Annotated in this window: 26 protein-coding genes and 1 pseudogene; 13 read left to right on the forward strand and 14 right to left on the reverse strand. The window is 71.5% G+C overall.

Features of this window, described 5'->3' with window-relative positions:
• The coding region (locus QIT00_RS26530) for a serine/threonine-protein kinase (RefSeq protein ID WP_282537930.1) at positions 1 to 965 on the reverse strand (965 nt) is incomplete at its 3' end.
• 286 nt (positions 966 to 1,251) lie between these two features.
• Complete coding sequence (locus QIT00_RS26535) at positions 1,252 to 2,037, reverse strand: VOC family protein (protein WP_282538010.1); 786 nt, start codon at positions 2,035 to 2,037, stop codon at positions 1,252 to 1,254.
• 162 nt (positions 2,038 to 2,199) lie between these two features.
• Here QIT00_RS26535 and QIT00_RS26540 point away from each other — a divergent pair, with 162 nt between their 5' ends.
• Positions 2,200 to 2,847, forward strand: coding sequence for a TetR family transcriptional regulator (locus QIT00_RS26540; RefSeq protein ID WP_282537931.1), 648 nt, complete (start codon positions 2,200 to 2,202; stop codon positions 2,845 to 2,847).
• Positions 2,848 to 3,106: 259 nt separating this feature from the next.
• On the opposite strand, the gene QIT00_RS26545 is transcribed toward QIT00_RS26540, so the two are convergent.
• Together QIT00_RS26545 and QIT00_RS26550 are read right to left on the reverse strand one after the other, a co-directional pair.
• Positions 3,107 to 3,583, reverse strand: a complete 477-nt coding sequence (locus tag QIT00_RS26545) for a nitroreductase family deazaflavin-dependent oxidoreductase (RefSeq protein WP_282537932.1) — start codon at positions 3,581 to 3,583, stop codon at positions 3,107 to 3,109.
• Complete coding sequence (locus tag QIT00_RS26550; RefSeq protein ID WP_282537933.1) at positions 3,583 to 4,854, reverse strand: acyl-CoA dehydrogenase family protein; 1,272 nt, start codon at positions 4,852 to 4,854, stop codon at positions 3,583 to 3,585. Before QIT00_RS26550 ends, QIT00_RS26545 begins: the two co-directional genes overlap by 1 nt.
• A 213-nt stretch (positions 4,855 to 5,067) precedes the next feature.
• On the opposite strand from QIT00_RS26550, the gene QIT00_RS26555 reads away from it, so the two are divergent.
• Positions 5,068 to 6,252 carry a thiolase C-terminal domain-containing protein gene (locus QIT00_RS26555; RefSeq protein WP_282537934.1) on the forward strand — a complete coding sequence of 395 codons (1,185 nt, stop codon included), beginning with the start codon at positions 5,068 to 5,070 and terminating at the stop codon, positions 6,250 to 6,252.
• A 48-nt stretch (positions 6,253 to 6,300) separates the two neighbouring features.
• Here QIT00_RS26555 and QIT00_RS26560 read toward each other — a convergent pair whose 3' ends face one another.
• Both QIT00_RS26560 and QIT00_RS26565 read right to left on the reverse strand, forming a co-directional pair.
• The gene (locus tag QIT00_RS26560) at positions 6,301 to 6,507 is read right to left on the reverse strand and encodes a hypothetical protein (RefSeq protein WP_408909856.1); all 207 of its coding nucleotides are present in this window, start codon (positions 6,505 to 6,507) and stop codon (positions 6,301 to 6,303) included.
• Complete coding sequence (locus tag QIT00_RS26565) at positions 6,504 to 6,722, reverse strand: hypothetical protein (RefSeq protein WP_282537935.1); 219 nt, start codon at positions 6,720 to 6,722, stop codon at positions 6,504 to 6,506. Before QIT00_RS26565 ends, QIT00_RS26560 begins: the two co-directional genes overlap by 4 nt.
• A gap of 118 nt (positions 6,723 to 6,840) precedes the next feature.
• Here QIT00_RS26565 and QIT00_RS26570 point away from each other — a divergent pair.
• The 5 genes and pseudogenes from QIT00_RS26570 to QIT00_RS26590 all read left to right on the forward strand — a co-directional run bounded on the left by QIT00_RS26570 (position 6,841) and on the right by QIT00_RS26590 (position 9,328).
• Positions 6,841 to 7,679, forward strand: a pseudogene (locus tag QIT00_RS26570) (helix-turn-helix domain-containing protein).
• Complete coding sequence (locus tag QIT00_RS26575) at positions 7,676 to 7,885, forward strand: DUF397 domain-containing protein (protein WP_282537936.1); 210 nt, start codon at positions 7,676 to 7,678, stop codon at positions 7,883 to 7,885. Before QIT00_RS26570 ends, QIT00_RS26575 begins: the two are co-directional and overlap by 4 nt.
• Positions 7,882 to 8,082 (forward strand): DUF397 domain-containing protein, encoded by a 201-nt coding sequence (locus QIT00_RS26580; RefSeq protein ID WP_282537937.1) that lies wholly within the window; start codon positions 7,882 to 7,884, stop codon positions 8,080 to 8,082. Before QIT00_RS26575 ends, QIT00_RS26580 begins: the two co-directional genes overlap by 4 nt.
• Before the next feature lie 103 nt (positions 8,083 to 8,185).
• Positions 8,186 to 8,608 (forward strand): pyridoxamine 5'-phosphate oxidase family protein, encoded by a 423-nt coding sequence (locus QIT00_RS26585; protein WP_282537938.1) that lies wholly within the window; start codon positions 8,186 to 8,188, stop codon positions 8,606 to 8,608.
• 33 nt (positions 8,609 to 8,641) lie between these two features.
• Positions 8,642 to 9,328: a pyridoxine/pyridoxamine 5'-phosphate oxidase gene (locus QIT00_RS26590; RefSeq protein ID WP_282537939.1), complete on the forward strand. Its 687-nt coding sequence runs from the start codon at positions 8,642 to 8,644 to the stop codon at positions 9,326 to 9,328.
• A 3-nt stretch (positions 9,329 to 9,331) separates the two neighbouring features.
• Here the strand turns inward: QIT00_RS26590 and QIT00_RS26595 are convergent, their stop codons facing one another.
• Genes QIT00_RS26595 through QIT00_RS26615 form a run of 5 tightly spaced genes read right to left on the reverse strand, consistent with a single transcriptional unit; the run spans position 9,332 to position 11,510 of the window.
• Positions 9,332 to 9,736, reverse strand: a complete 405-nt coding sequence (locus tag QIT00_RS26595) for a type II toxin-antitoxin system VapC family toxin (RefSeq protein WP_282537940.1) — start codon at positions 9,734 to 9,736, stop codon at positions 9,332 to 9,334.
• Positions 9,729 to 10,010, reverse strand: a complete 282-nt coding sequence (locus QIT00_RS26600; RefSeq protein ID WP_282537941.1) for a type II toxin-antitoxin system Phd/YefM family antitoxin — start codon at positions 10,008 to 10,010, stop codon at positions 9,729 to 9,731. Before QIT00_RS26600 ends, QIT00_RS26595 begins: the two co-directional genes overlap by 8 nt.
• Before the next feature lie 32 nt (positions 10,011 to 10,042).
• Positions 10,043 to 10,609: a GNAT family N-acetyltransferase gene (locus QIT00_RS26605; protein ID WP_282537942.1), complete on the reverse strand. Its 567-nt coding sequence runs from the start codon at positions 10,607 to 10,609 to the stop codon at positions 10,043 to 10,045.
• 8 nt (positions 10,610 to 10,617) lie between these two features.
• Positions 10,618 to 11,061: a Zn-ribbon domain-containing OB-fold protein gene (locus tag QIT00_RS26610; RefSeq protein ID WP_282537943.1), complete on the reverse strand. Its 444-nt coding sequence runs from the start codon at positions 11,059 to 11,061 to the stop codon at positions 10,618 to 10,620.
• Positions 11,058 to 11,510, reverse strand: coding sequence for a DoxX family membrane protein (locus tag QIT00_RS26615; RefSeq protein WP_282537944.1), 453 nt, complete (start codon positions 11,508 to 11,510; stop codon positions 11,058 to 11,060). Before QIT00_RS26615 ends, QIT00_RS26610 begins: the two co-directional genes overlap by 4 nt.
• Positions 11,511 to 11,994: 484 nt before the next feature.
• On the opposite strand from QIT00_RS26615, the gene QIT00_RS26620 reads away from it, so the two are divergent.
• The 3 genes from QIT00_RS26620 to QIT00_RS26630 all read left to right on the forward strand — a co-directional run bounded on the left by QIT00_RS26620 (position 11,995) and on the right by QIT00_RS26630 (position 15,950).
• A complete protein-coding gene (locus QIT00_RS26620) occupies positions 11,995 to 14,229 on the forward strand; it encodes an acetate--CoA ligase family protein (RefSeq protein ID WP_282537945.1) in 2,235 nt (744 codons plus the stop codon).
• Positions 14,230 to 14,500: 271 nt separating this feature from the next.
• On the forward strand, positions 14,501 to 15,223 hold the full coding sequence (locus tag QIT00_RS26625) for an enoyl-CoA hydratase/isomerase family protein (RefSeq protein WP_282538012.1): 723 nt from the start codon (positions 14,501 to 14,503) through the stop codon (positions 15,221 to 15,223).
• A 109-nt stretch (positions 15,224 to 15,332) separates the two neighbouring features.
• Positions 15,333 to 15,950, forward strand: coding sequence for a flavin reductase family protein (locus QIT00_RS26630; RefSeq protein ID WP_282537946.1), 618 nt, complete (start codon positions 15,333 to 15,335; stop codon positions 15,948 to 15,950).
• 49 nt (positions 15,951 to 15,999) lie between these two features.
• On the opposite strand, the gene QIT00_RS26635 is transcribed toward QIT00_RS26630, so the two are convergent.
• Positions 16,000 to 17,328, reverse strand: coding sequence for an MFS transporter (locus QIT00_RS26635; RefSeq protein WP_282537947.1), 1,329 nt, complete (start codon positions 17,326 to 17,328; stop codon positions 16,000 to 16,002).
• A 71-nt stretch (positions 17,329 to 17,399) separates the two neighbouring features.
• Here QIT00_RS26635 and QIT00_RS26640 point away from each other — a divergent pair, with 71 nt between their 5' ends.
• From QIT00_RS26640 to QIT00_RS26650, 3 genes are all read left to right on the forward strand, one after another.
• Positions 17,400 to 18,398, forward strand: coding sequence for a GlxA family transcriptional regulator (locus tag QIT00_RS26640; RefSeq protein ID WP_282537948.1), 999 nt, complete (start codon positions 17,400 to 17,402; stop codon positions 18,396 to 18,398).
• A 123-nt stretch (positions 18,399 to 18,521) separates the two neighbouring features.
• Positions 18,522 to 18,776 carry a type II toxin-antitoxin system VapB family antitoxin gene (locus QIT00_RS26645; RefSeq protein WP_282537949.1) on the forward strand — a complete coding sequence of 85 codons (255 nt, stop codon included), beginning with the start codon at positions 18,522 to 18,524 and terminating at the stop codon, positions 18,774 to 18,776.
• Positions 18,773 to 19,183 (forward strand): PIN domain nuclease, encoded by a 411-nt coding sequence (locus QIT00_RS26650; RefSeq protein ID WP_282537950.1) that lies wholly within the window; start codon positions 18,773 to 18,775, stop codon positions 19,181 to 19,183. Before QIT00_RS26645 ends, QIT00_RS26650 begins: the two co-directional genes overlap by 4 nt.
• Before the next feature lie 10 nt (positions 19,184 to 19,193).
• Here QIT00_RS26650 and QIT00_RS26655 read toward each other — a convergent pair whose 3' ends face one another.
• Both QIT00_RS26655 and QIT00_RS26660 read right to left on the reverse strand, forming a co-directional pair.
• On the reverse strand, positions 19,194 to 20,261 hold the full coding sequence (locus tag QIT00_RS26655) for a Zn-dependent alcohol dehydrogenase (protein WP_282537951.1): 1,068 nt from the start codon (positions 20,259 to 20,261) through the stop codon (positions 19,194 to 19,196).
• A gap of 255 nt (positions 20,262 to 20,516) precedes the next feature.
• Positions 20,517 to 21,428, reverse strand: a complete 912-nt coding sequence (locus QIT00_RS26660; protein WP_282537952.1) for an SDR family NAD(P)-dependent oxidoreductase — start codon at positions 21,426 to 21,428, stop codon at positions 20,517 to 20,519.
• Between the last annotated feature and the right edge of the window lie 36 nt (positions 21,429 to 21,464).

The following is a 21,464-nucleotide window of genomic DNA, read 5'->3' on the forward strand; positions in this document are numbered from 1 at the left end:
GCGGGCGGCACCTGGGCGGCGGCCTTGCCCGCGCTGCGCCCGGAGCCGGAGGCGGGCTTGACCGGCGGGCGGCCGCCGCGGCGGCTCTCGATCAGGGCGACGGCCCGCTCGGGCAGCCAGGCGGAGGCGGTCCCTGAGTCGTCGGAGCCGGAGGAGAACAGGTGCGGGGCGAGCTGGGCCTGGAGGTCGGCGGGCGAGGGCCGCATCGCCGCCTCCATGTGCATACAGGTCTCGATCAGCGGCCGCAGCTCCTCGGGCAGCCCCTCCAGGTCGGGCCCTTCGCGCAGCAGCATGAAGACGGTCTCGACGGGGTTGGCGCCGTGGAAGGGCGCGTGCCCGGTCGCCGCGAAGGCGAGGGTGGAGCCGAGCGAGAAGATGTCACTGGCCCCGGTGACGCTGCGGGAGTCCTTGGCCTGCTCCGGCGACATGTACGCGGGCGTGCCGACGGCGACGTTCGTCATCGTCAGCCGGGTGTTGGAGACGCCGGACGCGATCCCGAAGTCGATCACGCGCGGCCCGTCCTCGACGACGAGGACGTTGGACGGCTTCAGGTCGCGGTGGACCAGGCCCGCGCCGTGGATGGACTGCAGGGCCTCGGCGACACCCGCGGCCAGCCAGCGGACGGCCTGGGCCGGCAGCGGCCCGCACTCGTTCACTATCTCTTCGAGCGAAGGGGCCGGTACGTAGGCGGTGGCGAGCCAGGGCACGGCCGCGCGCGGGTCGGCGTCGACGACGGCCGCGGTGTAGAAGCCGGACACGGCGCGGGCCGCCTCGACCTCGCGCGTGAAGCGGACGCGGAACAGCTGGTCCTCGGCGAGCTCCGTCCTGACCGTCTTGATCGCGACGCGTCGGCCGGAGGCCGAGCGCGCGAGATAGACGAGCCCCATGCCGCCGGCACCGAGCCGGCCAAGCACCTCGAACGGCCCGATCCGCCTCGGATCGTGCTGCGTCAGCTGCTCCACCACTTGCCTGCCACCTCCCCGTACGAGACCGCGACGTATCGCGTATGCGTCGCATGAGTCGCGTACGAACCGACCGAGCGTGCAAACCGCTTCCGGTCAGCGTCTCACCAAGGAGCCGCGGCGGCGGCACGCACCCCGATTCTTCCGGTACTGGGCGATGGTTGCGAACCCGAGGGCGAACCGGGATGTCTCGCTCATTCAAGGCGATATCAGGTCATTCTCGGCACTTTTCCGGCGGCCTTCGATCCGCTTCGGTGCCTGTACGTGACCGTAACCACGGCCTCCGGGATCACGTCACCGGGTCCTGGAGCACGGCGAAGCCCGCGCCCTGATCGTCCACGATCGCGGCCATCCTCCCGTACGGGATGTCGAAGGGCTCGGCGCGCAGCCGCCCGCCGAGGCGCACGGCGGCGTCCGCGACGGCATCACAGTCCGTGACGTTGAAATAGACGAGGAAATGGGCGGGCATCTCCGCCGGGAACTGCCCGGCGACCAGGGACCGCCCGCCGATCGCGGTCTCCGGGCCGGGCGCGGTACCGGCGGGCGACCAGGTGCGGAAGTCCTCGCCCGCGTCGGCCAGGTCGGTGCCTCCGTACCCGAAGACCGACTCGTAGAACGGGTCGACGACGCCCTTGTCCCTCGAATACACCTCGGTCCAGCAGAAGGAGTCCGGCTCGCCCCGCTTCTCGAAGCCGGGGTGCGTGCCGCCCTGCCAGAGGCCGAAGACGGCGCCCTCGGGGTCGGCCGCGAGCGCCACGGTGCCGAGGGGCCCGACCGGGACGGGCTCACTCACGACCTGCCCGCCCTCGTCGCGGATCCGGCGGCAGAGGGCGTACGCGTCCGGGGTGGCGAAGTAGACGTTCCAGACCGTCGGCATGCGGCCGTCCCGCTTGGGCGCGAGCGCGGCGACGGCACGGCCCTCGCTGTACGCCCGCGCGAAGGGCCCGTACTCCGGATCCGCGCCCGGGGCGTCGAAGGTCCAGCCGAAGAGCTCGCCGTAGAACCGCTTGCCCGCCTCGACGTCGGACAGCTGGGCGTCCACCCAGCAGGGGACGCCCTCCGCGAAACCGGCCACCGGGGTGTCTGGCATGAGCCCGCCCTTTCTCGGGAGCTTTCCCCCTCAAAGTAAGGGTGCGACGCAAACCGCGCAGGAAAACCAATCGGCACGTTCCTGACCATCCGCCCCATTTGCAGTCGGCCGAATCGCGCTCCGATCACCCCTCGGTAAGCTGACGGCATGACAGGACAAGTACGCACCGTCGACGGCCGTGTTGCCGGTCGACGCGGTCAGGCGACGCGGCAGAAGTTGCTCGACTGCCTCAGCGAGATGCTCAGTTCTTCGCCGTACCGGGACGTCAAGGTCATCGATGTCGCCCGCAAGGCCGGGACTTCGCCCGCGACCTTCTACCAGTACTTCCCCGACGTCGAGGGCGCGGTCCTGGAGATCGCCGAGCAAATGGCCGTCGAGGGCGCCGGGTTGACGGATGTCCTCGCCGAGCGGTCCTGGGTCGGCAAGTCCGGCTGGCAGACCGCGCAGGAACTGGTGGACGGGTTCCTGGATTTCTGGCGCAAGAACGACGCGATTCTGCGCGTGGTGGATCTCGGGGCGGCCGAGGGCGACAAGCGGTTCTACAAAATCAGGATGAAAATCCTGAACTCCGTCACCAACTCCCTTACGGACACGGTCAAGGACCTCCAGGCCAAGGGCAAGGTGGACAAGGACGTCAGCCCGGCGGCGATGGCAGGTTCCCTGGTCGCGATGCTCGCGGCGGTCGCCTCGCACCAGAAGGGGTTTCAGAGCTGGGGCGTGAAGCAGGCTGAACTCAAGCCTAATTTGGCGCTGTTGGTGCATTTGGGAATCACCGGGAAGAAACCGACGAAGTAGTCCGCAGGGGGTCCCCCTGCGCACCCTGTCCTGTCAACGAAGGCGACGGGCCGTCCGACCAACGGCCCGTCGCCTTCGGCGTTTTGGGGTCTTCGTTCGTCTGCCGCGCCGTCGTGGCTGATCGCGCAGTTCCCCGCGCCCCCAAAAAACCTGCCCCTCCGGGGGCTTCAATCCAGCCCCTCCGGCGTTTGAGGAGCGGGGGTCCGGGGGCGGAGCCCCCGTGCCGACGGCAGTCTTTCGGGAAGGGGCGGGGAGGGGATCAATCTCTGCGCTCAAGCCGGAAGAGACGGATCTGACGGTCCACCCGGGCCTGGTACGTCGCGTACGGCGGCCAGAACCTCAACACCGCCGCCCACGCCTCCTCCCGCTCCGCCCCCGCGAGAAGCCGCGCCCTCACCGGAACCTCCACCCCCTTCCAGCTGATCGACACCTCCGGATGCGCCAGCAGATTCGCCGTCCACGCCGGATGCCCGGGGCGGCCAAAGTTGGAGCCGATCAGGAGCCAGGTGCCGGAGGACTCCTCCGGCATGCACGCCAGCGGCGTACGGCGCGTCCGACCGGTCTTCGCGCCGCGCGCCGTCAGTACGACCCCGGGCAGCATCTGCGCGCTGAGCAGCACCTTCCCCCGGGTGAGCCGGTGCACCGCCCGGTCCATCGCGGGGATGAACCGGGGCGCGACCTTCGCGAAGGCACGCGTCGAGGAGACCTTCTGGACGAACCGGATCCCGGGCGGCATCAGACGGCCACCTCCGCGTCCGCGGCCTCGGCCGCGAACAGTCCCGCCCGCTCCGCCGCCCGCGCCCGCAGCCGGTGTACGGGCCCGAAGAGCAGCTCGTCGCCCGCGGCCCGCTTGAAGTACGGATGCGCGTCGTGCTCCCCGGTGAACCCGATGCCGCCGTGCAGCTGGACCGCCTCCGACGAGGCGGTGCGCAGCGCCTCCAACGCCTGCGCGAGGGCGAGCGCACCAGCCCGTTCCGTACCGGCACCGCCACCACCACCACCGCCACCGCCACCGCCACCGCCACCGCCACCGCCACCGCCACCGCCGGAGGCGACCGTCGCCCACGCCGCGTAGTACGCCGCCGAGCGGGCCGCCTGAACGGCCACGTACACATCCGCGAGCCGGTGCTTGACCGCCCGGAACGAGCCGATCGCCCGCCCGAGCTGCTCGCGCCCGCGCACGTACTCGACGGTCTTGGCGAGTGCCGCGTCGGCGGCCCCTACGGCCTCGGCGGCGAGCACGGCCGCAGCCGCGTCACCGGTGGCGGCGAGCGCGTCGGTCACGGCCTGCGCATCGTCCACCCCCAGCAACTCCGCTTCGGCGTCCCGCAGTTCGATCCGCGCCTGGGGGCGGGTCTCGTCGAGCGCGGTCTGCCGTACGGCACCGACCCCGGGGGCGTCCGCGCGTACGAGGAAGAGCAGCGTGCGGGAGCGGGCGAAGCCGCCGGTGTGGGCGGCGACGACGAGCAGGCCCGCGCTGTGCCCGTCGAGCACCTGCTCGGCCTGCCCGTAGAGCCGCCAGCCCTCGCTGTCGCAGGTGGCCTGCACGCCGCCCGCGCGACCGCCGCCCGCCCAGTCGCCGGTGAGGTCACCGGTGAGGCCGAGCGCGGTGGCCAGGGACGTGCCGGGGACGGCGAGCGCCGCGGTGGTGCGCCCGGCCGCGATGTCGGGCAGCCAGGCCCGGCGCTGCTCCTCGGTGCCGAGGCGGGCCACGAGCGGGGCGGCGAGCACGGCCGTGGCGAGCAGCGGGCTCGGCACGAGGGCGCGGCCGGTCTCCTCACAGGCGAGGGCGAGCTCGGTGGCCGTGCGGCCGACCCCGCCGTAGCTCTCGGGTACGACGAGGCCGGGCAGGCCGAGCTGCTCGGTGAGGGTCTGCCAGAGCGCGGTGTCGTGTCCCGGGGGCGTACGGACCGCGGCCTCGACCTCGTCCGGTCCGCAGCGCCCCGCGACGAGTTCGCGCAGTGTGCGCCGGATCTCGTCCTGCTCCGCGGTGAAGGCGGCATCCATCGACGGGCTCCTCCCCTCGGAGGCGGGTACGGCACCGGCCTCCGATCTGACGGGCCGTCATGTTAGGACGGGCGGGCCGAGATGCACAGGGGCGAGATGCACAGGGCCGAGATGCACAGGGCTTACGCGGCAGTCCGCCCCCTGCTGCCGCCCCGCATGCACGGGAGCCGGATCCCTGCTGCCGCACCCGCCATCTGATGTACCGTCAGATTCATGTCATCCAAGCCCTCAGCCTCCACTCCACGCAAGGTCGCCGTCGCCGGCGTCGCCCTCTCGGACTGCGGCAAGGTCGACGACGCCACCCCCTACGCCCTGCACGCCCAGGCCGCCCGCCGCGCCCTCGCCGACTCCGGGCTCGACCGCTCCGTCATCGACGGTTTCGCCTCCGCCGGCCTCGGCACGCTCGCACCGGTCGAGGTCGCCGAGTACCTGGGCCTGAAGCCGACCTGGGTCGACTCCACCTCCGTCGGCGGCTCCACTTGGGAAGTCATGGCCGCGCACGCCGCCGAGGCGATCGCCGCCGGGCACGCCCGCGCCGTCCTGCTCGTCTACGGCTCGACCGCGCGCGCCGACATCAAGGCCGGGCGGCGCACCTCCGACCTCTCCTTCGGCGCCCGCGGCCCCCTCCAGTTCGAGGTCCCGTACGGACACACGCTGATCTCCAAGTACGCGATGGCCGCACGCCGCCACATGCACCAGCACGGCACGACGATCGAGCAGCTCGCCGAGGTGGCCGTGCAGGCGCGGGCCAACGCGGCGCACAACCCCGACGCCCTGTACCGCGATCCGATCACCGTGGACGACGTCCTGTCCGGCCCGATGATCGCGGACCCGTTCACGAAGCTGCACTGCTGCATACGGAGCGACGGCGGCGCGGCGGTGCTGCTCGTCGCCGAGGAGCTGCTCGCGGACTGCGCGAAATCCCCGGTCTGGGTGCTGGGTTCGGGCGAACACGTCTCCCACACCACGATGTCCGAGTGGGACGACTTCACGGTCTCCCCGGCGGCGGTGAGCGGCCGCCTCGCCTTCGAACGGGCCGGGGTGCGCCCCGACGAGATCGACCTGGCGGAGATCTACGACGCCTTCACGTACATGACCCTCGTGACCCTCGAAGACCTCGGCTTCTGCGCGAAGGGCGAGGGCGGCTCGTTCGTGGAGAAGGGACGGCTGTTGCGGGACGGAGCGCTGCCCGTGAACACCGACGGCGGCGGCCTCTCGGCCCAACATCCTGGCATGCGGGGCCTGTTCCTGCTGGTGGAGGCGGTACGGCAGCTGCGCGGCGAGGCGGGCGCGGGCCAGGTGAGGAGGGCGGACGGCAGCCTTCCCTCGCTGGCGGTGGCGTCGGGCACGGGAGGGTGGTTCTGCTCTTCGGGGACGGTGGTGCTGGGGCGGGGGTAGTTCGGGTTGCGACCCTGACCCGATTCGGTCGCCATGGGGAGCGGTTGCTCAGCTGTGCGCATGCCGGAGGGCGGCGGCGAGGGCTCGCGCGGTGGGGATGTTGCACCGGCCCAACTCGACGAGCGGGCTGCTCGGTTCACTCCCGTACGAGAGGGGGTCGAGCCCGAGGGAAGGCAGGGTGACACCCGCCTGTGTGAGCGCCTCGGCAAGCTCGTCCCGAGCGGCTTCGGCGTCCGCGAGGCTGTGCACGTTCACAGCACCTCACCCCGACTCCGGGCGTTGACCCGCGCGGTCTCGGCACGGAGGCGCTGCGCGGGGTCGGCAGGCTGTACGTCCTCGGGGGCGACGTCCCACTCCCGTCCGCCGCAGGCGGGGCGCAGGTACCAACGGCCGCCGTATTCACCCCGGAATAGGCCGAGTTGGTCCCTGCGGACGTCCAGTAGGAGCGTGCCGAGGGCGGGGGGTGACATGTGGTCAGAGCACACAATTTCTCCTAACCCTGTCTTTCTGTAGCCATTCCGCTACTGGGTGGGTTCAGACTGACCTAGGGTCATATCCGTCTTCAACGTTCCATACAGGGAGGGCACGTTGGTCAACCGCAAGGAGTTGAACCCCGACGCGAGCCCGGCTGCGGCCTACGGCGCGCGCCTGCGCACCTCGCGTGAGGCGCGCGGCTGGCTGCAGGACGAGCTTGCGCAGCGGATCGGCTACTCGGGCAGACACATCTCGGCGGTGGAAACTGGTCGCAAGCCGCCAACTCTGCGGTTTTCGCGCAGTGTTGATGCGATATTCGGCTTCACCGGCGGCCCCGATTCGTTCGAACGCGCGTGGAGCGAGCTCCGGAACGGGTCGCTGCTGGAGGGCTTTCCGGAGTACGTGGGGTATGAGGGCGGGCGGTGGAGCTGCGGCTGTACCAAATCGGGGTCGTTCCTGGTCTGTTGCAGACGCCCGAATACGCGCAGGTCCTGACGAACAGCGTCGCGCGACGGGGAGCCATCTCGCCCGAGCAGGCCACCGAGCGCGTCGCGTTCCTCGCTGAGCGCCAAGCCGCGCTGGAGCGAGCCCGCCCGCCCATGGTGATGGTGGTGATGGACGAGAGCTGCGTCCGCAGATGGGTCGGCGACGACGAGATCATGGACGCTCAACTCGCGAGGCTGGTCGAGTTCGCCGCCCGCCCCAACACCATGCTCCAGATTGCGCCGTTCACCATGGGTGAGCACCGTCCGATCACCCTGCCGGTCAACCTGCTGACCCTGGCCGACCGGTCTGTCGTGTGCTACGCGGAAGCAGCGACCCAGGGCCACTTCGATCGCGAACACACTTCCGTAGCCCCCATGCTGACGGCCTACCATCAGCTTCAGGCCGAAGCGCTCTCACAAGCGGAGTCCGTGGCCGTGATCAACCAGTTGAGAAAGGGCACCCCGTGACCACCGAATCCCCCCGCTGGCGCAAATCCTCGTACAGCGAAAACGGCGGCGACTGTGTAGAGGTCGCCACGAACCTCGCGCCCACCCGCGGCAGGGTCCCGGTCCGCGACAGCAAAACCCCCGACGCCCCTGCCCTCGCCCTGCCCGCCGACGCGTTCGCCGCATTCGTGACGGGTGTCAAAGACGGACGACTGGACATCGCATGACCACCGAATCCCCCCGCTGGTTCAAGTCCTCGTACAGCGAAAACGGCGGCAACTGCGTCGAGGTCGCCACGAACCTCGTGCTCACCCGCGGCACGGTCCCGGTCCGGGACAGCAAGACCCCGGGCGGCCCCACCCTCACCCTCCCCGCCGACGCGTACGCCGCGTTCGTGAAGGGCGTCAGGGACGGCGAGTACTGACCGTCAGCCGGACGGAGCAGCGCGGAATACCGGGTGCGGGCGGCCGAGTTGATGCCTGCGTGCTGCGCAGCCGCAGCCGACCGCCCGCACCTGAGGAGCTCCCATGGCCCTGTCCCCCGCCGAGCGCGAGAAGTTCCTGGCCGAGCCGCACATCGGCGCGATCTCGGTGAACGAGGAGGGCAGGGCGCCGCTCACCCTGCCGATCTGGTACCAGTACAAGCCGGGCGGAGAGCTGTGGGTGCTGACCGGCGTCGACAGCAAGAAGGCCCGCCTGATCGAGGCCGCGGGCCGCTTCTCCCTGATGGTCGACCGAGTCGCGCCCACGGTCCGGTACGTGTCGGTGGAGGGCCCCGTGGTCCGGTCCGAGAAGGGCACCGAGGCGCAGCTGCGGGAGATGACGGCGCGCTATCTCCCGGCCGAGAAGGTCGAGGGCTACCTCCAGTACTCGGCGGAGAACCTGGGCGAGAGCACGGTGTTCTACCTGCGCCCCGAGCGCTGGTACTCGGCGGACCTCGGGGAGGTCTGAGGGCACGGAGGCCGGGGCGGCGAGAATCACCGTATGAACGAAGCGAACGCGAACGCGCAAACGGGGGCCGCCGCCTTCGAGGCCCTGCTCAGATCGCAACGCGTCTGGGACGTGGAGCTCCCGCACTTCGACCCGGAGCGGGCACCCGCCGAACCCACGGAACTCTTCCACGCCTGGTTCGCCGACGCCTGCGCGGCCGGACAGCCCGAGCCGCACACCATGCAGCTGGCCACGGTCGACGAGGACGGCCTCCCCGACGTCCGCACGCTCATGCTGCACGGCGCGGCCGGCGGGGCCTGGCACTTCGCCTCGCACTCCGGCAGCCGCAAGGGCCGCCAACTCGCCGCCCGCCCCCAGGCCGCCCTGCACTTCTACTGGCCCGCCCTCGCCCGCCAGATCCGCATCCGCGGCACGGTGACGACGGCCCCGCCCGCCGAGGCGGCCGCGGACCTGCACGCCCGCTCGACCGGCGCCCTCGCGGCGGCGCTGGTCGGCCACCAGAGCGAACCCCTGGGCTCCGTGGCGGAGCTGGCGTCCGCGTCCGAGGCGGCCTGGGACCACGCCCACCGGCAGCCGGACACCGAGGTCCCGACCTGGACCCTCTACGAACTCACCGCGAACGAGGTCGAGTTCTTCCAGGGAGACGCCAGGCGCCGTCACGTACGGCTGCAGTACCGGCGGGACGGGGAGGGGTGGAGCAACGGGCTGCTGTGGCCGTAGCAGCTACACGGGCACGACCGTGAGGGTGCTGTCGAGGCCCTTGAAGTCCCCGGCGTTCCGCGTGAACAACGGCAGCCCGGCTGTTGACGCGATCGCCGCGATCATCAGGTCGAGGCGACGTGGTCGTGGGTCACGCGCTGCGGCGATCGTCAGCGAGACGAGGGTGCCGTAGCGGGCAGCCGCATCACCGTCGAACGGCAGCGGATCAAAGGCGGACACCGCTTCAGCCAGGCGCTCCACTCGGCTCGCCCGAGCCACAGGGTCCTTGGCCATGGCCACGCCCTGCTGCAGCTCGGCCATGGTCACCGCTGTCAGAGCGGGGCGGACGGGTAGCGCCGACGGATCGAGCCCCGCGAGGTCGATGAAAGTGCAGGTGTCGAGCACGCCCACCTGGTACCGCTCAGCCACGCGGCCGCTCCCACGGGTCGTCGTCGAGCCCGGTGCGGTCTTCGGTGCCGAAGAATGCGTCGGCCTCCCGCCGCATCTGCTCATAGTCGAGGCGCGGGAGCCTGCGGGCACGCGCCACCAGCTCCTCCGCGGTCAGCTCGCGGCGACGCGTGACGGGCCGCAGCTCGGCGACCTCTATGCCGTTGCGCGTGATGTGGTACGTCTCGCCCGCCTCGACCGCGTCCATGACGGCGGCGGAGTTATTGCGAAACTCGCGCTGCGTGATGGTCTTCATGCATCCAATGTAGCTCAGCGAGACACAGCGCGCTACGCACCCTCGTCCGCCCGCACCCGCCCATGCAGATGCACGTCCTGGTACGTGCCGTCCGCGTTGCGGTGGGCGTCGCGGAGGGTGCCCTCGTGGGCGAAGCCGCAGCGTTCGGCGACGCGGCAGGAGGCGGTGTTGCCGAGGGCGTGGTCGAGGACGAGGCGGTGCAGGCCGAGGGAGAAGGCCCACGCGGCGACCAGGGTGAGGCCGCGGGTGGCGACGCCGTGGCCGCGCGCCTCGGGCAGCACCCAGTAGCCGACGCCCGCCGAACGGTTGGGCCAGTACGGGGACTTGAGGCTGACGTGGCCGAGGACCGTACCGTCGTCCGCGTCCGTGACACAGAACCCGCCCTCCGTGCCCGCCTCCCACTGCCGGGCCCGCTCCCGCAGCGCGAGCCGGGCCGCGTCCAGGTCGTCGACGTGCCGCAGCGGGTTGTTGAAGAGCCGGAAATCGGGGTCGGAGACACCCCGCAGATAGGCGGACACGTCGGTGTCGGAGCTCGGGTCCCAGGGGCGCAGGAGCAGCCCCTCACCGCGGAGATCGGTACTGTTCAGGCGGAAGGTCACCCGGCCATTCAACCTCGCGGCCGGAACACCGGCACCGCCTTTTCCCCCTGGGTACGGAAGGCCACCCGGAGCTCCATCCCGACCCGCAGCCGCTCCTCGGAGCACTCCACGACCTCGGTCATCATCCGCGGCCCCTCGGCGAGGTCGACCACGGCGGCGACGTACGGCGTGCGCCCGCCGAAGGGCGGCAGGTCGTTGCGGTGCACCACGGACCAGGTGTAGAGCGTGGCGGCACCCTCCGCCTCGACCCAGCGCACCTCGTCTTCGTTCCAGCAGTGGGGGCAGAACTCGCGCGGGTAGTGGTGCGTACGCCCGCATGCCCCGCAGCGCCGGAGCAGCAGCTTCCCCTCGGCGGCCGCGTCCCAGTAGGCCTGCGTGAAGGCGTCGGGCTCGGGCAGGTCGAAGCGGGGTGCCGTCTCAGACGTCGTCTCAGAAGTCGTCTCAGAAGTCACAGGAACAGTCCCATCGCGGAGTCGAGCGACCAGGTCTGCCAGGACATGCCGAGGAGGGCGACGAGGGAGATCAGCGCCATCATCGCGTTCTGCCCCTGCTCGGCCCAGTCGTGGATCATCAGGACGAGGTAGAGGAGGTTGAGCAGGAGCCCGCCGAGCAGGGCGATCGGGGTGAGGAATCCGCTGATCAGGCCGAGTCCCAGGGCGAGTTCGGCGTAGACGACGACGTACGCCATCAGCTTGGGCCGGGGCGCGACAACCGTCTCGAAACCGCTCTTCACGGCCCCCCACTTGTGCTTGCCCGCGACGTCGGCGGCCCAGGCGATCCCCGTACCGCGCTCGAACCAGCCCTTCTTGTCCTTGTGCCGCCAGCTCTCCAGCCACCACAGGCCGAGCCCGACGCGGAGCACGGCGAGCCATTCGGCGCCACCGATCCAGATCGTCTGCATGTCCCGTCTCCTCATCAGCTTCTGACGGTACGTCAGTTTAGTGGGACAGTTCTACGTACGGCGGGGGGCGTGCGCAAGAGGAGAGATCGGAACGGATCGCGAGGGGCGCGGCCCGCTCGGCGCCGTAAGTCTCCCCTCCCCACCCCTTCCCGGCTGCGTCGATGTGCGGCTGGCGCCACGTAGCTGCGGCGCTGTCGTTCGGCTGCGGCTCCGTCGTGGCTGGTCGCGCCCCGCGGCGGAGCCGCTGATGTCACAGCCCCGCGCCCCTGAAAAACCAGCCCCTCCGGCGCCAAATCCAGCCCCTCCGGCGTTTGAGGAGCGGGGTCCGGGGCGGAGCCCCGAAGCGCCGCAGGCTTTCGGGAAGGGGCGGGGCGGGGAGAGAAAAGGCCCGTACTGACGGTTCCTGACACCACGTCAGTTAAGTAATCTGACAGAGCGTCAGCTCATGAATCGACACCGCGCACCCAGGAGGCGGGCCTCAGCGATGCTTGGATCGACTCACGGCACCCTCACCACCGACCCCCGCCGCACCCACGCAGTGGCCTGCGGCGAGCACCCCGCACCCACCGTGCACGGCACCGCACACGGGCCGGGCGCCGCCCTGGACCTCGACGTCAGCGGCCGTCCGCTGCACGCCGACGTTCCCGACCTGGACCGCTTCTTCCGGCCGGAGTCCGTGGCCGTCGTCGGCGCGTCCGATGCCGAGGGGCGGCCCAACACCGGCATCACGCGGCAGCTGATCGCCTGGGCCGAGCGGGTCGGCGCCCGCATCCACCCGGTGCACCCGACCCGCGAGACCGTCTTCGGACTGCCCTGCGTACCGTCCGTCGCCGAGCTGCCCGAGCAGGTCGACCTGGCCGTGCTGCTCGTCGGCGATCCGCTGCCCGTGGTCGAGCAGCTCGCCGAGGCCAAGGTGAAGTTCGCGGTCGCCTTCGCCTCCGGGTTCGCCGAGACCGGCGAGGCGGGCGCCGAGGCGCAGGCCCGCCTCACCGCCGCCGTCGAGCGCTCCGGGATGCGGCTCCTCGGCCCCAACACCAACCTCAACGCCTTCGAGGAGTTCCGCGACGACCTGGACGGACCGGCCATCGCCCTGATCACCCAGTCCGGGCACCAGGGCCGGCCGGTCTTCACCCTCCAGGAGCTGGGCGTACGCCTCTCGCACTGGGCCCCGACCGGCAACGAGGCCGATCTGGAGACCGCCGACTTCCTGTCGTACTTCGCGGACCGGCCCGAGGTCGGCGCCATCGCCGCTTACGTGGAGGGGCTGAAGGACGGCCGGTCCTTCCTGCTCGCCGCCGATCACGCGGCGCGACGCGGGGTGCCGGTGGTGGCGGTCAAGGTGGGGCGGACCGAGACCGGCGCGCGGATGGCCGCCTCGCACACCGGCAAGCTCACCGGCGCCGACACCGTGGTGGACGCGGCGATGCGGCAGTTCGGGGTGATCCGGGTCGACGGGCTCGACGAACTCCAGGACACGGCGGCCCTGTTGGCGCGGGCGCGCAAGCCGCAGGCGGACGGGGTCGTCGTGTACTCCATCTCCGGCGGCACCGGCGCCCACTTCTCGGACCTCGCGACGGAGGCGGGCCTCCACCTGCCGACCCTCTCCCGGGCCAAGCAGGACGAGCTGCACGAGTGGATCCCGTCGTATCTCAATGTCGCCAACCCGGTCGACAACGGCGGCCACCCCGTGGGTGACTGGCGCGGCCCGAAGATCATCGACGCGATCCTCGACGACCCGGACGTGGGCGTGCTCATCTGCCCCATCACCGGGCCCTTCCCGCCCATGAGCGACAAGCTCGCCCAGGACCTGGTGGACGCGGCCGAGCGCACCGACAAGCTGGTGTGCGTGGTCTGGGGCTCACCGGTCGGCACGGAGGCCGCGTACCGCGAGACCCTCCTCGGCTCGTCCCGCGTGGCCACATTCCGCACCTTCGCCAACTGCATCACGGCCGTACGCGCCTACCTGGACCACCACCGCTTCACCGCCGACTACCGCTCGCCGTTCGCGGACGCGCCGCGCACGCCGTCGCCCTCGTACCGCAAGGCGCAGTCGCTGATGCGGCCCGGGCAGCAGCTCAGCGAGCACGCGGCGAAGCAGCTGCTGCGGGCGTACGGGATACGGGTGCCGCGCGAGCAGCTCGTCACGAGCGCGGCGGCGGCGGTACGGGCGGCCGGGCAGGTCGGCTACCCGGTGGTGATGAAGGCCTCCGGCGCGCGTATCGCCCACAAGACCGAACTCGGCCTGGTCAAGGTCGGGTTGACCTCCGCGAGCCAGGTCCGCGACGCCTACCGCGAGCTGACCGACATCGCCCGCTACGAGGACATCGACCTGGACGGCGTCCTGGTCTGCCAGATGGTGGAGCGGGGCGTCGAGATGGTCGTCGGCGTGACACAGGACGAGCTGTTCGGCCCGACGGTGACGGTGGGGCTCGGCGGCGTCCTGGTCGAGATCCTGCACGACGCGGCGGTACGGGTGCCGCCCTTCGGGGAGGACCAGGCGCGGGCGATGCTGTCGGAACTGCGGGGGCGGGCGCTGCTCGACGGGGTACGGGGCGGGCCGCCGGTGGACGTCGACGCCCTCGTCGAGGTGGTGCTCCGGGTGCAGCGGATGGCGCTCGAACTGGGGGATGAGTTGGCGGAGTTGGACATCAATCCGTTGATGGTGCTGCCGCGGGGGCAGGGGGCGGTGGCGCTGGACGCGCTGGCGGTGTGCACCTGACCCCCAGGGGGCTCCGCCCCCGGCCCCCCGCTCCTCAATCGCCGGAGGGGCTGATGTGGCCGTCGTTCAGCTGCCCCGCCGTCGTGGCTGGTCGCGCAGTTCCCCGCGCCCCTAAAAAACCAGCCGCGCACCCACCCGCACCCGACAACTCACAGGAGCCCCAGTGACCCCAGTGACCCCAGCGACCCCAGCGACCCCAGTGACAGAACCCCACATCCTCCACACCACCACCGACAACATCACCTGGCTCACCCTCAACCGCCCCGAAGCCATGAACGCCCTCACCTGGGACCAGCGCGAACACCTCATCCAGCACCTGGCGGACGCCTCCGCCGACCCCGACGTACGCGCCATCGTCCTCACCGCCACCGGCAAAGGCTTCTGCGCGGGCGCGGACCTACGCGGCGGCGGGCCCGCCCCGAAGGAACGCGTACCCGGCGACGTGGCCCGCACCATCCGCAACGGCGCCCAGCGCTTCATCTCCGCGATCCTGGACTGCGAGAAACCGGTGATCGCCGCCGTGAACGGCACCGCCGCCGGTATCGGCGCGCACCTCGCGTTCGCCTGCGACCTCGTCATCGCCGCCGAACACGCCAGGTTCATCGAGGTATTCGTACGCCGAGGACTCGTCCCCGACGGCGGCGGCGCCTACCTCCTGCCCCGCCTCATCGGCCCCCAGCGCGCCAAGGAGCTGATGTTCTTCGGGGACGCGGTGAGCGCCGCGGAGGCGGAGCGGCTCGGGCTCGTCAACCGCGTCGTACCGGCGGACGAGCTGGAGAAGACGGCGCGCGCCTGGGCCGAGCGCCTCGCGCAGGGCCCCACGCGCGCCCTCGCCCTGACCAAGCAGCTGGTCAACGCCTCCCTTGACGTCGACCGGAGCGCGGCGTTCGCGGCGGAGGCGGCGGCGCAGGAGGTCAACATGACGACGGCGGACGCGCAGGAGGGCGTTGCGAGCTTCGTCGAGCGCCGCACACCGGAGTACCGGGGCCGCTGAAGACCGTACGAACGCAGCACGCAGCACGCACGTGACGTACACCCGCACGTGACGTACACCCGCACACACCTTCACTTCTGACGCATCGTCAGTTTCAATGAGCAGCGTGATGGGACACGCAGGGATGGCCGAGACAGCCGTCCGATACCTCAGGTCCGTCGGCGCCGCCACGGTCGCCGAGCCCGCCCCCGCGCACCCGCGACCCGATCTGCGCGCCGTCGGCGACGACGAGCGGCTGCCGCTCGCCGCGGGCGAGTTCCGGCGCGTGCTCGGCCACTTCGCCTCCGGCGTCACCGTGATCACGGCCCGAGCGGCGGACGAGGCGGACAGCCCGGCCGGCTTCGCCTGCCAGTCGTTCGCCTCCCTCTCCCTCGACCCGCCGCTGATCGCGTTCATGGTCGCGCGTACGTCGACGACCTGGCCGCGGATCGCCCGCGCGGGCGCGTTCTGCGTGAACGTACTGGGCGCGGAGCAGGGCGAGTTGTGCCGCGGCTTCGCGGTGAGCGGCGGCGACAAGTTCGCGGGCGTCGACCACACCCCGGCCCCGGTCTCCGGCGCGCCCCGCCTGAGCGGCGTACCGGCGTGGCTGGACTGCACGATCCACGCGGTGCACACGGGGGGCGATCACCTGATCGTGGTGGGGCGGGTGGACGCCCTTGACGCGGTGGCGGAGGGCGGCGAACCGTTGCTGTTCCACCGCGGGCGGTTCGGGGGATTCAGCAAGTAGGAACCTCACCGTCGGACGCCGTGCCGCCGATCGCCCTCCGGGCTCGTCCTCAAACGCCGGACAGGCTTGATTTCCCCCGCCGGATGACGACAGCCATCAGCGCCGCCGCCGCGCACAGCGCCCCCGACGCGTACCAGACCACGTCGTACGAGCCCGTCAGATCCCGTACGAGACCGCCGCCGAAGGCGACGACGGCCGCGCCGATCTGGTGCGAGGCGAGGACCCAGCCGAAGACGATCGCCGAGTCGTCGCCGTAGTGCTCGCGGCACAGGGCGATCGTGGGCGGGACGGTGGCGACCCAGTCGAGGCCGTAGAAGACGATGAAGAACAGCATCGGCGGGCGCACGTCCGGCGCGAGCAGCATCGGCAGGAAGAGCAGCGAGATGCCGCGCAGCGCGTAGTACGCGCCGAGGAGGCGGCGGGCGTCGAAGCGGTCGGTGAGCCAGCCGGAGAAGATCGTGCCGATGACGTCGAAGACGCCGATCACCGCGAGCAGTGAGGCCGCCGCCGTGATGGGCATGCCGTGGTCGTGGGCGGCGGGCACGAAGTGGGTCTGGATCAGGCCGTTGGTGGAGGCGCCGCAGATCGCGAAGGTGCCCGCGAGCAGCCAGAAGGGCCCTGTTCTCGCGGCGCGGAAGAGTACCTTCAGGGCGCGGCTCGCGGCCCCCTGCACGGGCGGCGGCTTCGGCACGAACTCCTTGGCCCCGTAGGGCGCGAGGCCCACGTCGGCCGGGTGGTCGCGAAGGAGCAGCCAGACGAACGGGACGACGGCGAGCGCGGTCAGGGCGACCGTGATCGCGGCGGGGCGCCAGCCGTGGCCCTCGACCATCCAGGAGAGCAGCGGCAGGAAGATCAGCTGGCCCGAGGCGCTGGCGGCGGTGAGGATGCCGGTGACCAGGCCGCGCTTCTCGGTGAACCAGCGGTTGGTGACCGTCGCGGCGAACGCGAGCGCCATCGAGCCCGAGCCGAGGCCGACCAGGAACCCCCAGTAGAGGACGAGCTGCCAGGCGGCCGTCATCCACACGGCGAGTCCGGAGCCGAGCGCGATCACGGTGAGGGCCACGGCGACCACGCGGCGGATGCCGAACCGGTCCATGAGGGCGGCGGCGAAGGGTGCGGTGATCCCGTACAGGGCGAGGTTTACGGAGACGGCGAAGCCGATCGTGCCGCGCGACCAGTCGAACTCGCGGTGCAGCGGATCGATGAGCAGGCCCGGCAGGGAGCGGAAGGCGGCGGCGCCGATGATCGTCACGAAGGCGACGGCGGCGACGAACCAGGCGCGGTGGAAGCGGCCGGACGGCGGTGCGGGGCGGGGCTTGCGGGGTCTGCGGGCTATGCGGGCGCTACGGGAGGAGGCTGCGGCGGTCGTCTCAGTCACGTACGCCAGCGTGCCGGGCGCGAACACGTCAATCGAGTGGCCCGAAGGACACTGTTCGGTAGGATCGGGCCATGGACCGGAACGGTACGCCCCCGCCCCGCCACCGCGTCGTCGTCCTCGCCCTGGACGGCCTGCTCCCCTTCGAGCTCGGCATCCCGCACCGCATCTTCGACCGCGCCAAGGACGCCGAGGGCTTCCGCCTGTACGAGACGGTGACCTGCTCGATCCGGCAGCCGGGCCCGGTCCGTACGGACTCCGACTTCTCGGTCCTCGTCGAGCACGGCCCGGAGGCGCTGGCCACGGCGGACACGGTCGTCATCCCCGCCTCGCACGAGCTGGGCCCGGTGTACGAGGAGGGCAGGCTCACCGACGAGCTGGCCGCCGCGCTCGCCCTCGTCCGGCCCGGCACGCGCATGGTCGGGATCTGCACCGGCGGATACGTCCTGGCGGCCGCCGGCTACCTGCACGGACGCCCCGCGACCACGCACTGGGCGATGGCCGAGCACTTCCAGCGGGTCTTCCCGAAGGTCGAGGTCGACGCGGACGTGCTGTTCATCGACGACGGCGACGTGCTGACCTCGGCCGGGGTCGCCGCGGGCATCGACCTGTGCCTGCACATCGTGCGCCGCGACCACGGTACGGCCGTGGCGAACGAGGTCGCCCGCCGCACCGTCGTCCCGCCGCACCGCGACGGCGGCCAGGCCCAGTACATCCAACGCCCCATCCCCGAGGCCCAGTTGGCGACCACCCGGACCGCCCGCACCTGGGCCCTCGCGCGCCTGCACGAGCCGATCCAGCTGCGGGACATGGCCGAGCAGGAGGCGATGTCGGTGCGCACGTTCACGCGCCGCTTCCGCGAGGAGGTCGGCGTCAGCCCCGGCCAGTGGCTCACCCGCCAGCGCATCGAACGCGCCCGGCACCTCCTGGAGTCCACGGAACTCTCCATGGACCAGGTCGCCCACGACGCCGGCTTCGGCACGGCCCAGTCCCTGCGCCAGCACCTCCAGTCAGCCCTCGGCGTCACCCCGACCGCGTACCGCCGCACTTTCCGCGCGGGCGCGGCGATCTGACCGCCCCGGCACCCTGCAGCCCGCCCCGCACGCCCCGCACGCCCCGGACGCCCCGGACGCCCCGGACGCCGACGGGCTGATATCTTGATTGGAAAACGTATATACGCATCCGGAGGTGGCCCCATGACCCGCACCGTCATCGACCTGGACGACGCAGCGCTGCAGGAAGCCGCTCGCCACCTCGGCACCACGACCAAGAAGGACACCGTCAACGCCGCTCTGCGGGAGATCGCGGACCGGCGCCGCCGCGCTGCCGCCGTGGAACGCATGCGGCAGATGGTCGCCATGGGCGAGATCGACTTCTCCCGCATCGAACACGCCGAGCTCGGCGGCTCGACCGATGGACCGACCGGCTCGAAGGGGCCGTCCGCCGCATGAGCGAGCTCTACCTGATCGACACAAGCGCCCTGATCCGCTTCTACTGCGGCACGTCGGGCTCCGAGTGGGACCAGGCGGTGAACGCGGGGCTCGTCGGAATCTGCGAGCCCGTACGCCAGGAGTTCCTGCGTGCCGTCGGCGGAACACCCGCGTACCACGAAGCGGACGGTCTGCTCCGGGACACCTTTCCGTACTACGCGATGCGCGACTCGGCCTGGGACGACACCGCGATCCTGCAGCGTGACCTCGCCAACCGCGGCATGCACCAGTGCGCCGGTCCCGTGGATCTCCTCGTGGCCGTCACCGCCGTCCACCACAAGCTGACCCTGTTGCACCAGGACGCCGACTTCGAGGCGATCGCCCGCCACACGGGCCAACCGGAGCAGCGGATCTTCGACAGCTCCTGAGCGCGGCGCCCTAGAACGTCACCACCCCCCGGGCCACCTTCCCCCCTTCCAGATCCGCCACCGCCCGATCGAACTCCTCCACCGGATACGTCGCCGACACCAGCTCGTCGAGCAGGAGTCGGCCCTTCAGGTACAGGTCCGCGTACAGGGCCATGTCGTGCTGCGGGCGGCTGGAGCCGTAGCGGCAGCCGAGGATCGACTTGTCCAGGAACATCGCCGCGGGCAGGAACGACGCCTCCACCTTCGGTGCGGTCATGCCGAGCAGGACGGCCTGGCCGTGCCGGTCGAGGAGGTCGACGGACTGGCGGATCAGCTCGGCGCGGCCCACGCACTCGAAGGCGTGGTCCACGCCGGTCGGCAGGATCTCCCGTACAGCGGCCGGTACGTTCGCGGTCGCCGACGCGTCCACGAAGTGCGTGGCCCCGAACTGCCGGGCGGCGCCCGCCTTCTCGGGGTTCGCGTCGACCGCCACGATCGTGGTCGCCCCGGCCAGGCGCGCGCCCTGCAGGACGTTGAGCCCGATGCCGCCCGCGCCGGTCACGAGCACGCTGTCGCCGCGCTCGACCCGGGCCCGGTTAAGGACGGCGCCCACCCCGGTCACCACCCCGCAGCCCATCAGCGCCGCCGACGTCAGCGGCACCTCCTTCGGGATCCTCACCGCCTGTACGGCCTTGACGAGGGTGCGCTCGGCGAACGCGGAGTTCGCGGCGAACTGGTACACCGGCTCCCCGCCCCGCGTGAACGGCCGCTCCGGGCGCCCGATCGCGCGGCGGCACATCGTCGGCCGCCCCCGGTCGCAGTCCGCGCACGCCCCGCAACTGGCAAGCGTGGACAGGGCCACATGGTCGCCGGGCGCCACATGCGCGACGCCCGCGCCCACGGCCTCCACGACTCCGGCGCCCTCGTGCCCGAGCACCACCGGTACGGGGAAGGGGATCGTCCCGTCCACCACCGACAGGTCGCTGTGACACAGCCCCGCGGCGGCGACCCGCACGAGCACTTCCCCGGGCCCCGGCGCCCGTATCTCCAGGTCGTCGACGACCAGCGGCGCCTCGCCATCGAACAGGACACCTCTCACGCTGCTCCCCTTTCGTGAACTGCACGTGGTCCCCCGGTGTTGAGCCCCCACCCCGCCCCTTCCCGACTGTGTCCGATTTGCGGCTGGCGCCGCGTGGCTGCGGCGCTGTCGTTCGGCTGTCCCGCCGTCGTGGCTGGTCGCGCCCCGCGGCGGAGCCGCAAATGTCACTGCCCCGCGCCCCTGAAAACCAGCCCCTCCGGCGCTTGAGGAGGCCCGTCCGGCGAGGACTTCGGGAAGGGGCGGGGAGGGGAGAACTCACGCGTTCGGCCGATCCCGCCTGCCCGCCGCCTCCGCCATCGCCTCAAGCTGCGCCAGCATCGGCATCGGATCCACCCCCACCGTCCCCGGCAGGAAGTCGGCCACCTTCTCCGGCGTCCAGGAACCCTCCGCATACCCCGCCCGCAGCTCCCGCGGCTGCGCCCACACCGCGATCTTCGGACCTGCGATCGTGTACACCTGCCCGGTGATCTTCTCGGCGCGAGCCCGCTCGCTCAGCAGGTACACGACGAGCGCCGCCACGTCCTCCGGCTCCCCGATCTCCTTCAGCTCCATCGGCACGTTGGCGGACATCCGCGTACGGGCGACCGGCGCGACGGCGTTCGCGGTCACCCCGTACTTGTGCAGACCGAGCGCCGCGCTCCGTACCAGCGAGATGATCCCGCCCTTGGCCGCCGAGTAGTTGGCCTGGGCCACCGACCCCTGGTGGTTGCCGGACGTGAAGCCGATCAGCGTGCCGCCGCCCTGCCTCCGCATCACCGCCGACGCCGCCTTGAACACCGTGAACGTGCCCTTGAGGTGGGTGGCGACCACCGGGTCCCACTCCTCCTCGGACATGTTGAACAGCATCCGCTCCCGCAGGATCCCGGCGACGCACACCACCCCGTCGATCCGCCCGTACTCGGCGAGCGCCACATCGACGATCCGCTGCCCGCCCGCCATCGTGGCGATGTCGTCGGCCACGGCGACCGCCTCCCCGCCCACGGCCTCGATCTCCTTGACCACCGACTCGGCGACCTCGCTGGTCGGTTCACCGCCCTCGATCGAGACGCCGTAGTCGTTGACGATCACCTTCGCGCCCTCGGCGGCCGCGGCGATCGCCACGGCCCGGCCGATGCCGCGCCCGGCCCCGGTGACGGCGACCACCTTGCCTGCCAAGAAGTTCCCCACGTCGGCCCCTTCCCGCGTTTTCTGACGGACCGTTAG

This window comes from Streptomyces luteolus, from assembly GCF_029968015.1.
Taxonomy (GTDB): Bacteria; Actinomycetota; Actinomycetes; order Streptomycetales; family Streptomycetaceae; genus Streptomyces; species Streptomyces luteolus.

Coding starts and splice junctions, on each gene's coding strand:
- QIT00_RS26540 (WP_282537931.1), top strand. CDS start 2,200: ATGACAGGACAAGTACGCACCGTCGACGGCCGTGTTGCCGGTCGACGC.
- QIT00_RS26545 (WP_282537932.1), bottom strand. CDS start 3,583: ATGCCGCCCGGGATCCGGTTCGTCCAGAAGGTCTCCTCGACGCGTGCC.
- QIT00_RS26550 (WP_282537933.1), bottom strand. CDS start 4,854: ATGGATGCCGCCTTCACCGCGGAGCAGGACGAGATCCGGCGCACACTG.
- QIT00_RS26555 (WP_282537934.1), top strand. CDS start 5,068: ATGTCATCCAAGCCCTCAGCCTCCACTCCACGCAAGGTCGCCGTCGCC.
- QIT00_RS26565 (WP_282537935.1), bottom strand. CDS start 6,722: ATGTCACCCCCCGCCCTCGGCACGCTCCTACTGGACGTCCGCAGGGAC.
- QIT00_RS26580 (WP_282537937.1), top strand. CDS start 7,882: ATGACCACCGAATCCCCCCGCTGGTTCAAGTCCTCGTACAGCGAAAAC.
- QIT00_RS26585 (WP_282537938.1), top strand. CDS start 8,186: ATGGCCCTGTCCCCCGCCGAGCGCGAGAAGTTCCTGGCCGAGCCGCAC.
- QIT00_RS26590 (WP_282537939.1), top strand. CDS start 8,642: ATGAACGAAGCGAACGCGAACGCGCAAACGGGGGCCGCCGCCTTCGAG.
- QIT00_RS26600 (WP_282537941.1), bottom strand. CDS start 10,010: ATGAAGACCATCACGCAGCGCGAGTTTCGCAATAACTCCGCCGCCGTC.
- QIT00_RS26615 (WP_282537944.1), bottom strand. CDS start 11,510: ATGCAGACGATCTGGATCGGTGGCGCCGAATGGCTCGCCGTGCTCCGC.
- QIT00_RS26620 (WP_282537945.1), top strand. CDS start 11,995: ATGCTTGGATCGACTCACGGCACCCTCACCACCGACCCCCGCCGCACC.
- QIT00_RS26625 (WP_282538012.1), top strand. CDS start 14,501: ATGAACGCCCTCACCTGGGACCAGCGCGAACACCTCATCCAGCACCTG.
- QIT00_RS26630 (WP_282537946.1), top strand. CDS start 15,333: ATGGGACACGCAGGGATGGCCGAGACAGCCGTCCGATACCTCAGGTCC.
- QIT00_RS26640 (WP_282537948.1), top strand. CDS start 17,400: ATGGACCGGAACGGTACGCCCCCGCCCCGCCACCGCGTCGTCGTCCTC.
- QIT00_RS26645 (WP_282537949.1), top strand. CDS start 18,522: ATGACCCGCACCGTCATCGACCTGGACGACGCAGCGCTGCAGGAAGCC.
- QIT00_RS26650 (WP_282537950.1), top strand. CDS start 18,773: ATGAGCGAGCTCTACCTGATCGACACAAGCGCCCTGATCCGCTTCTAC.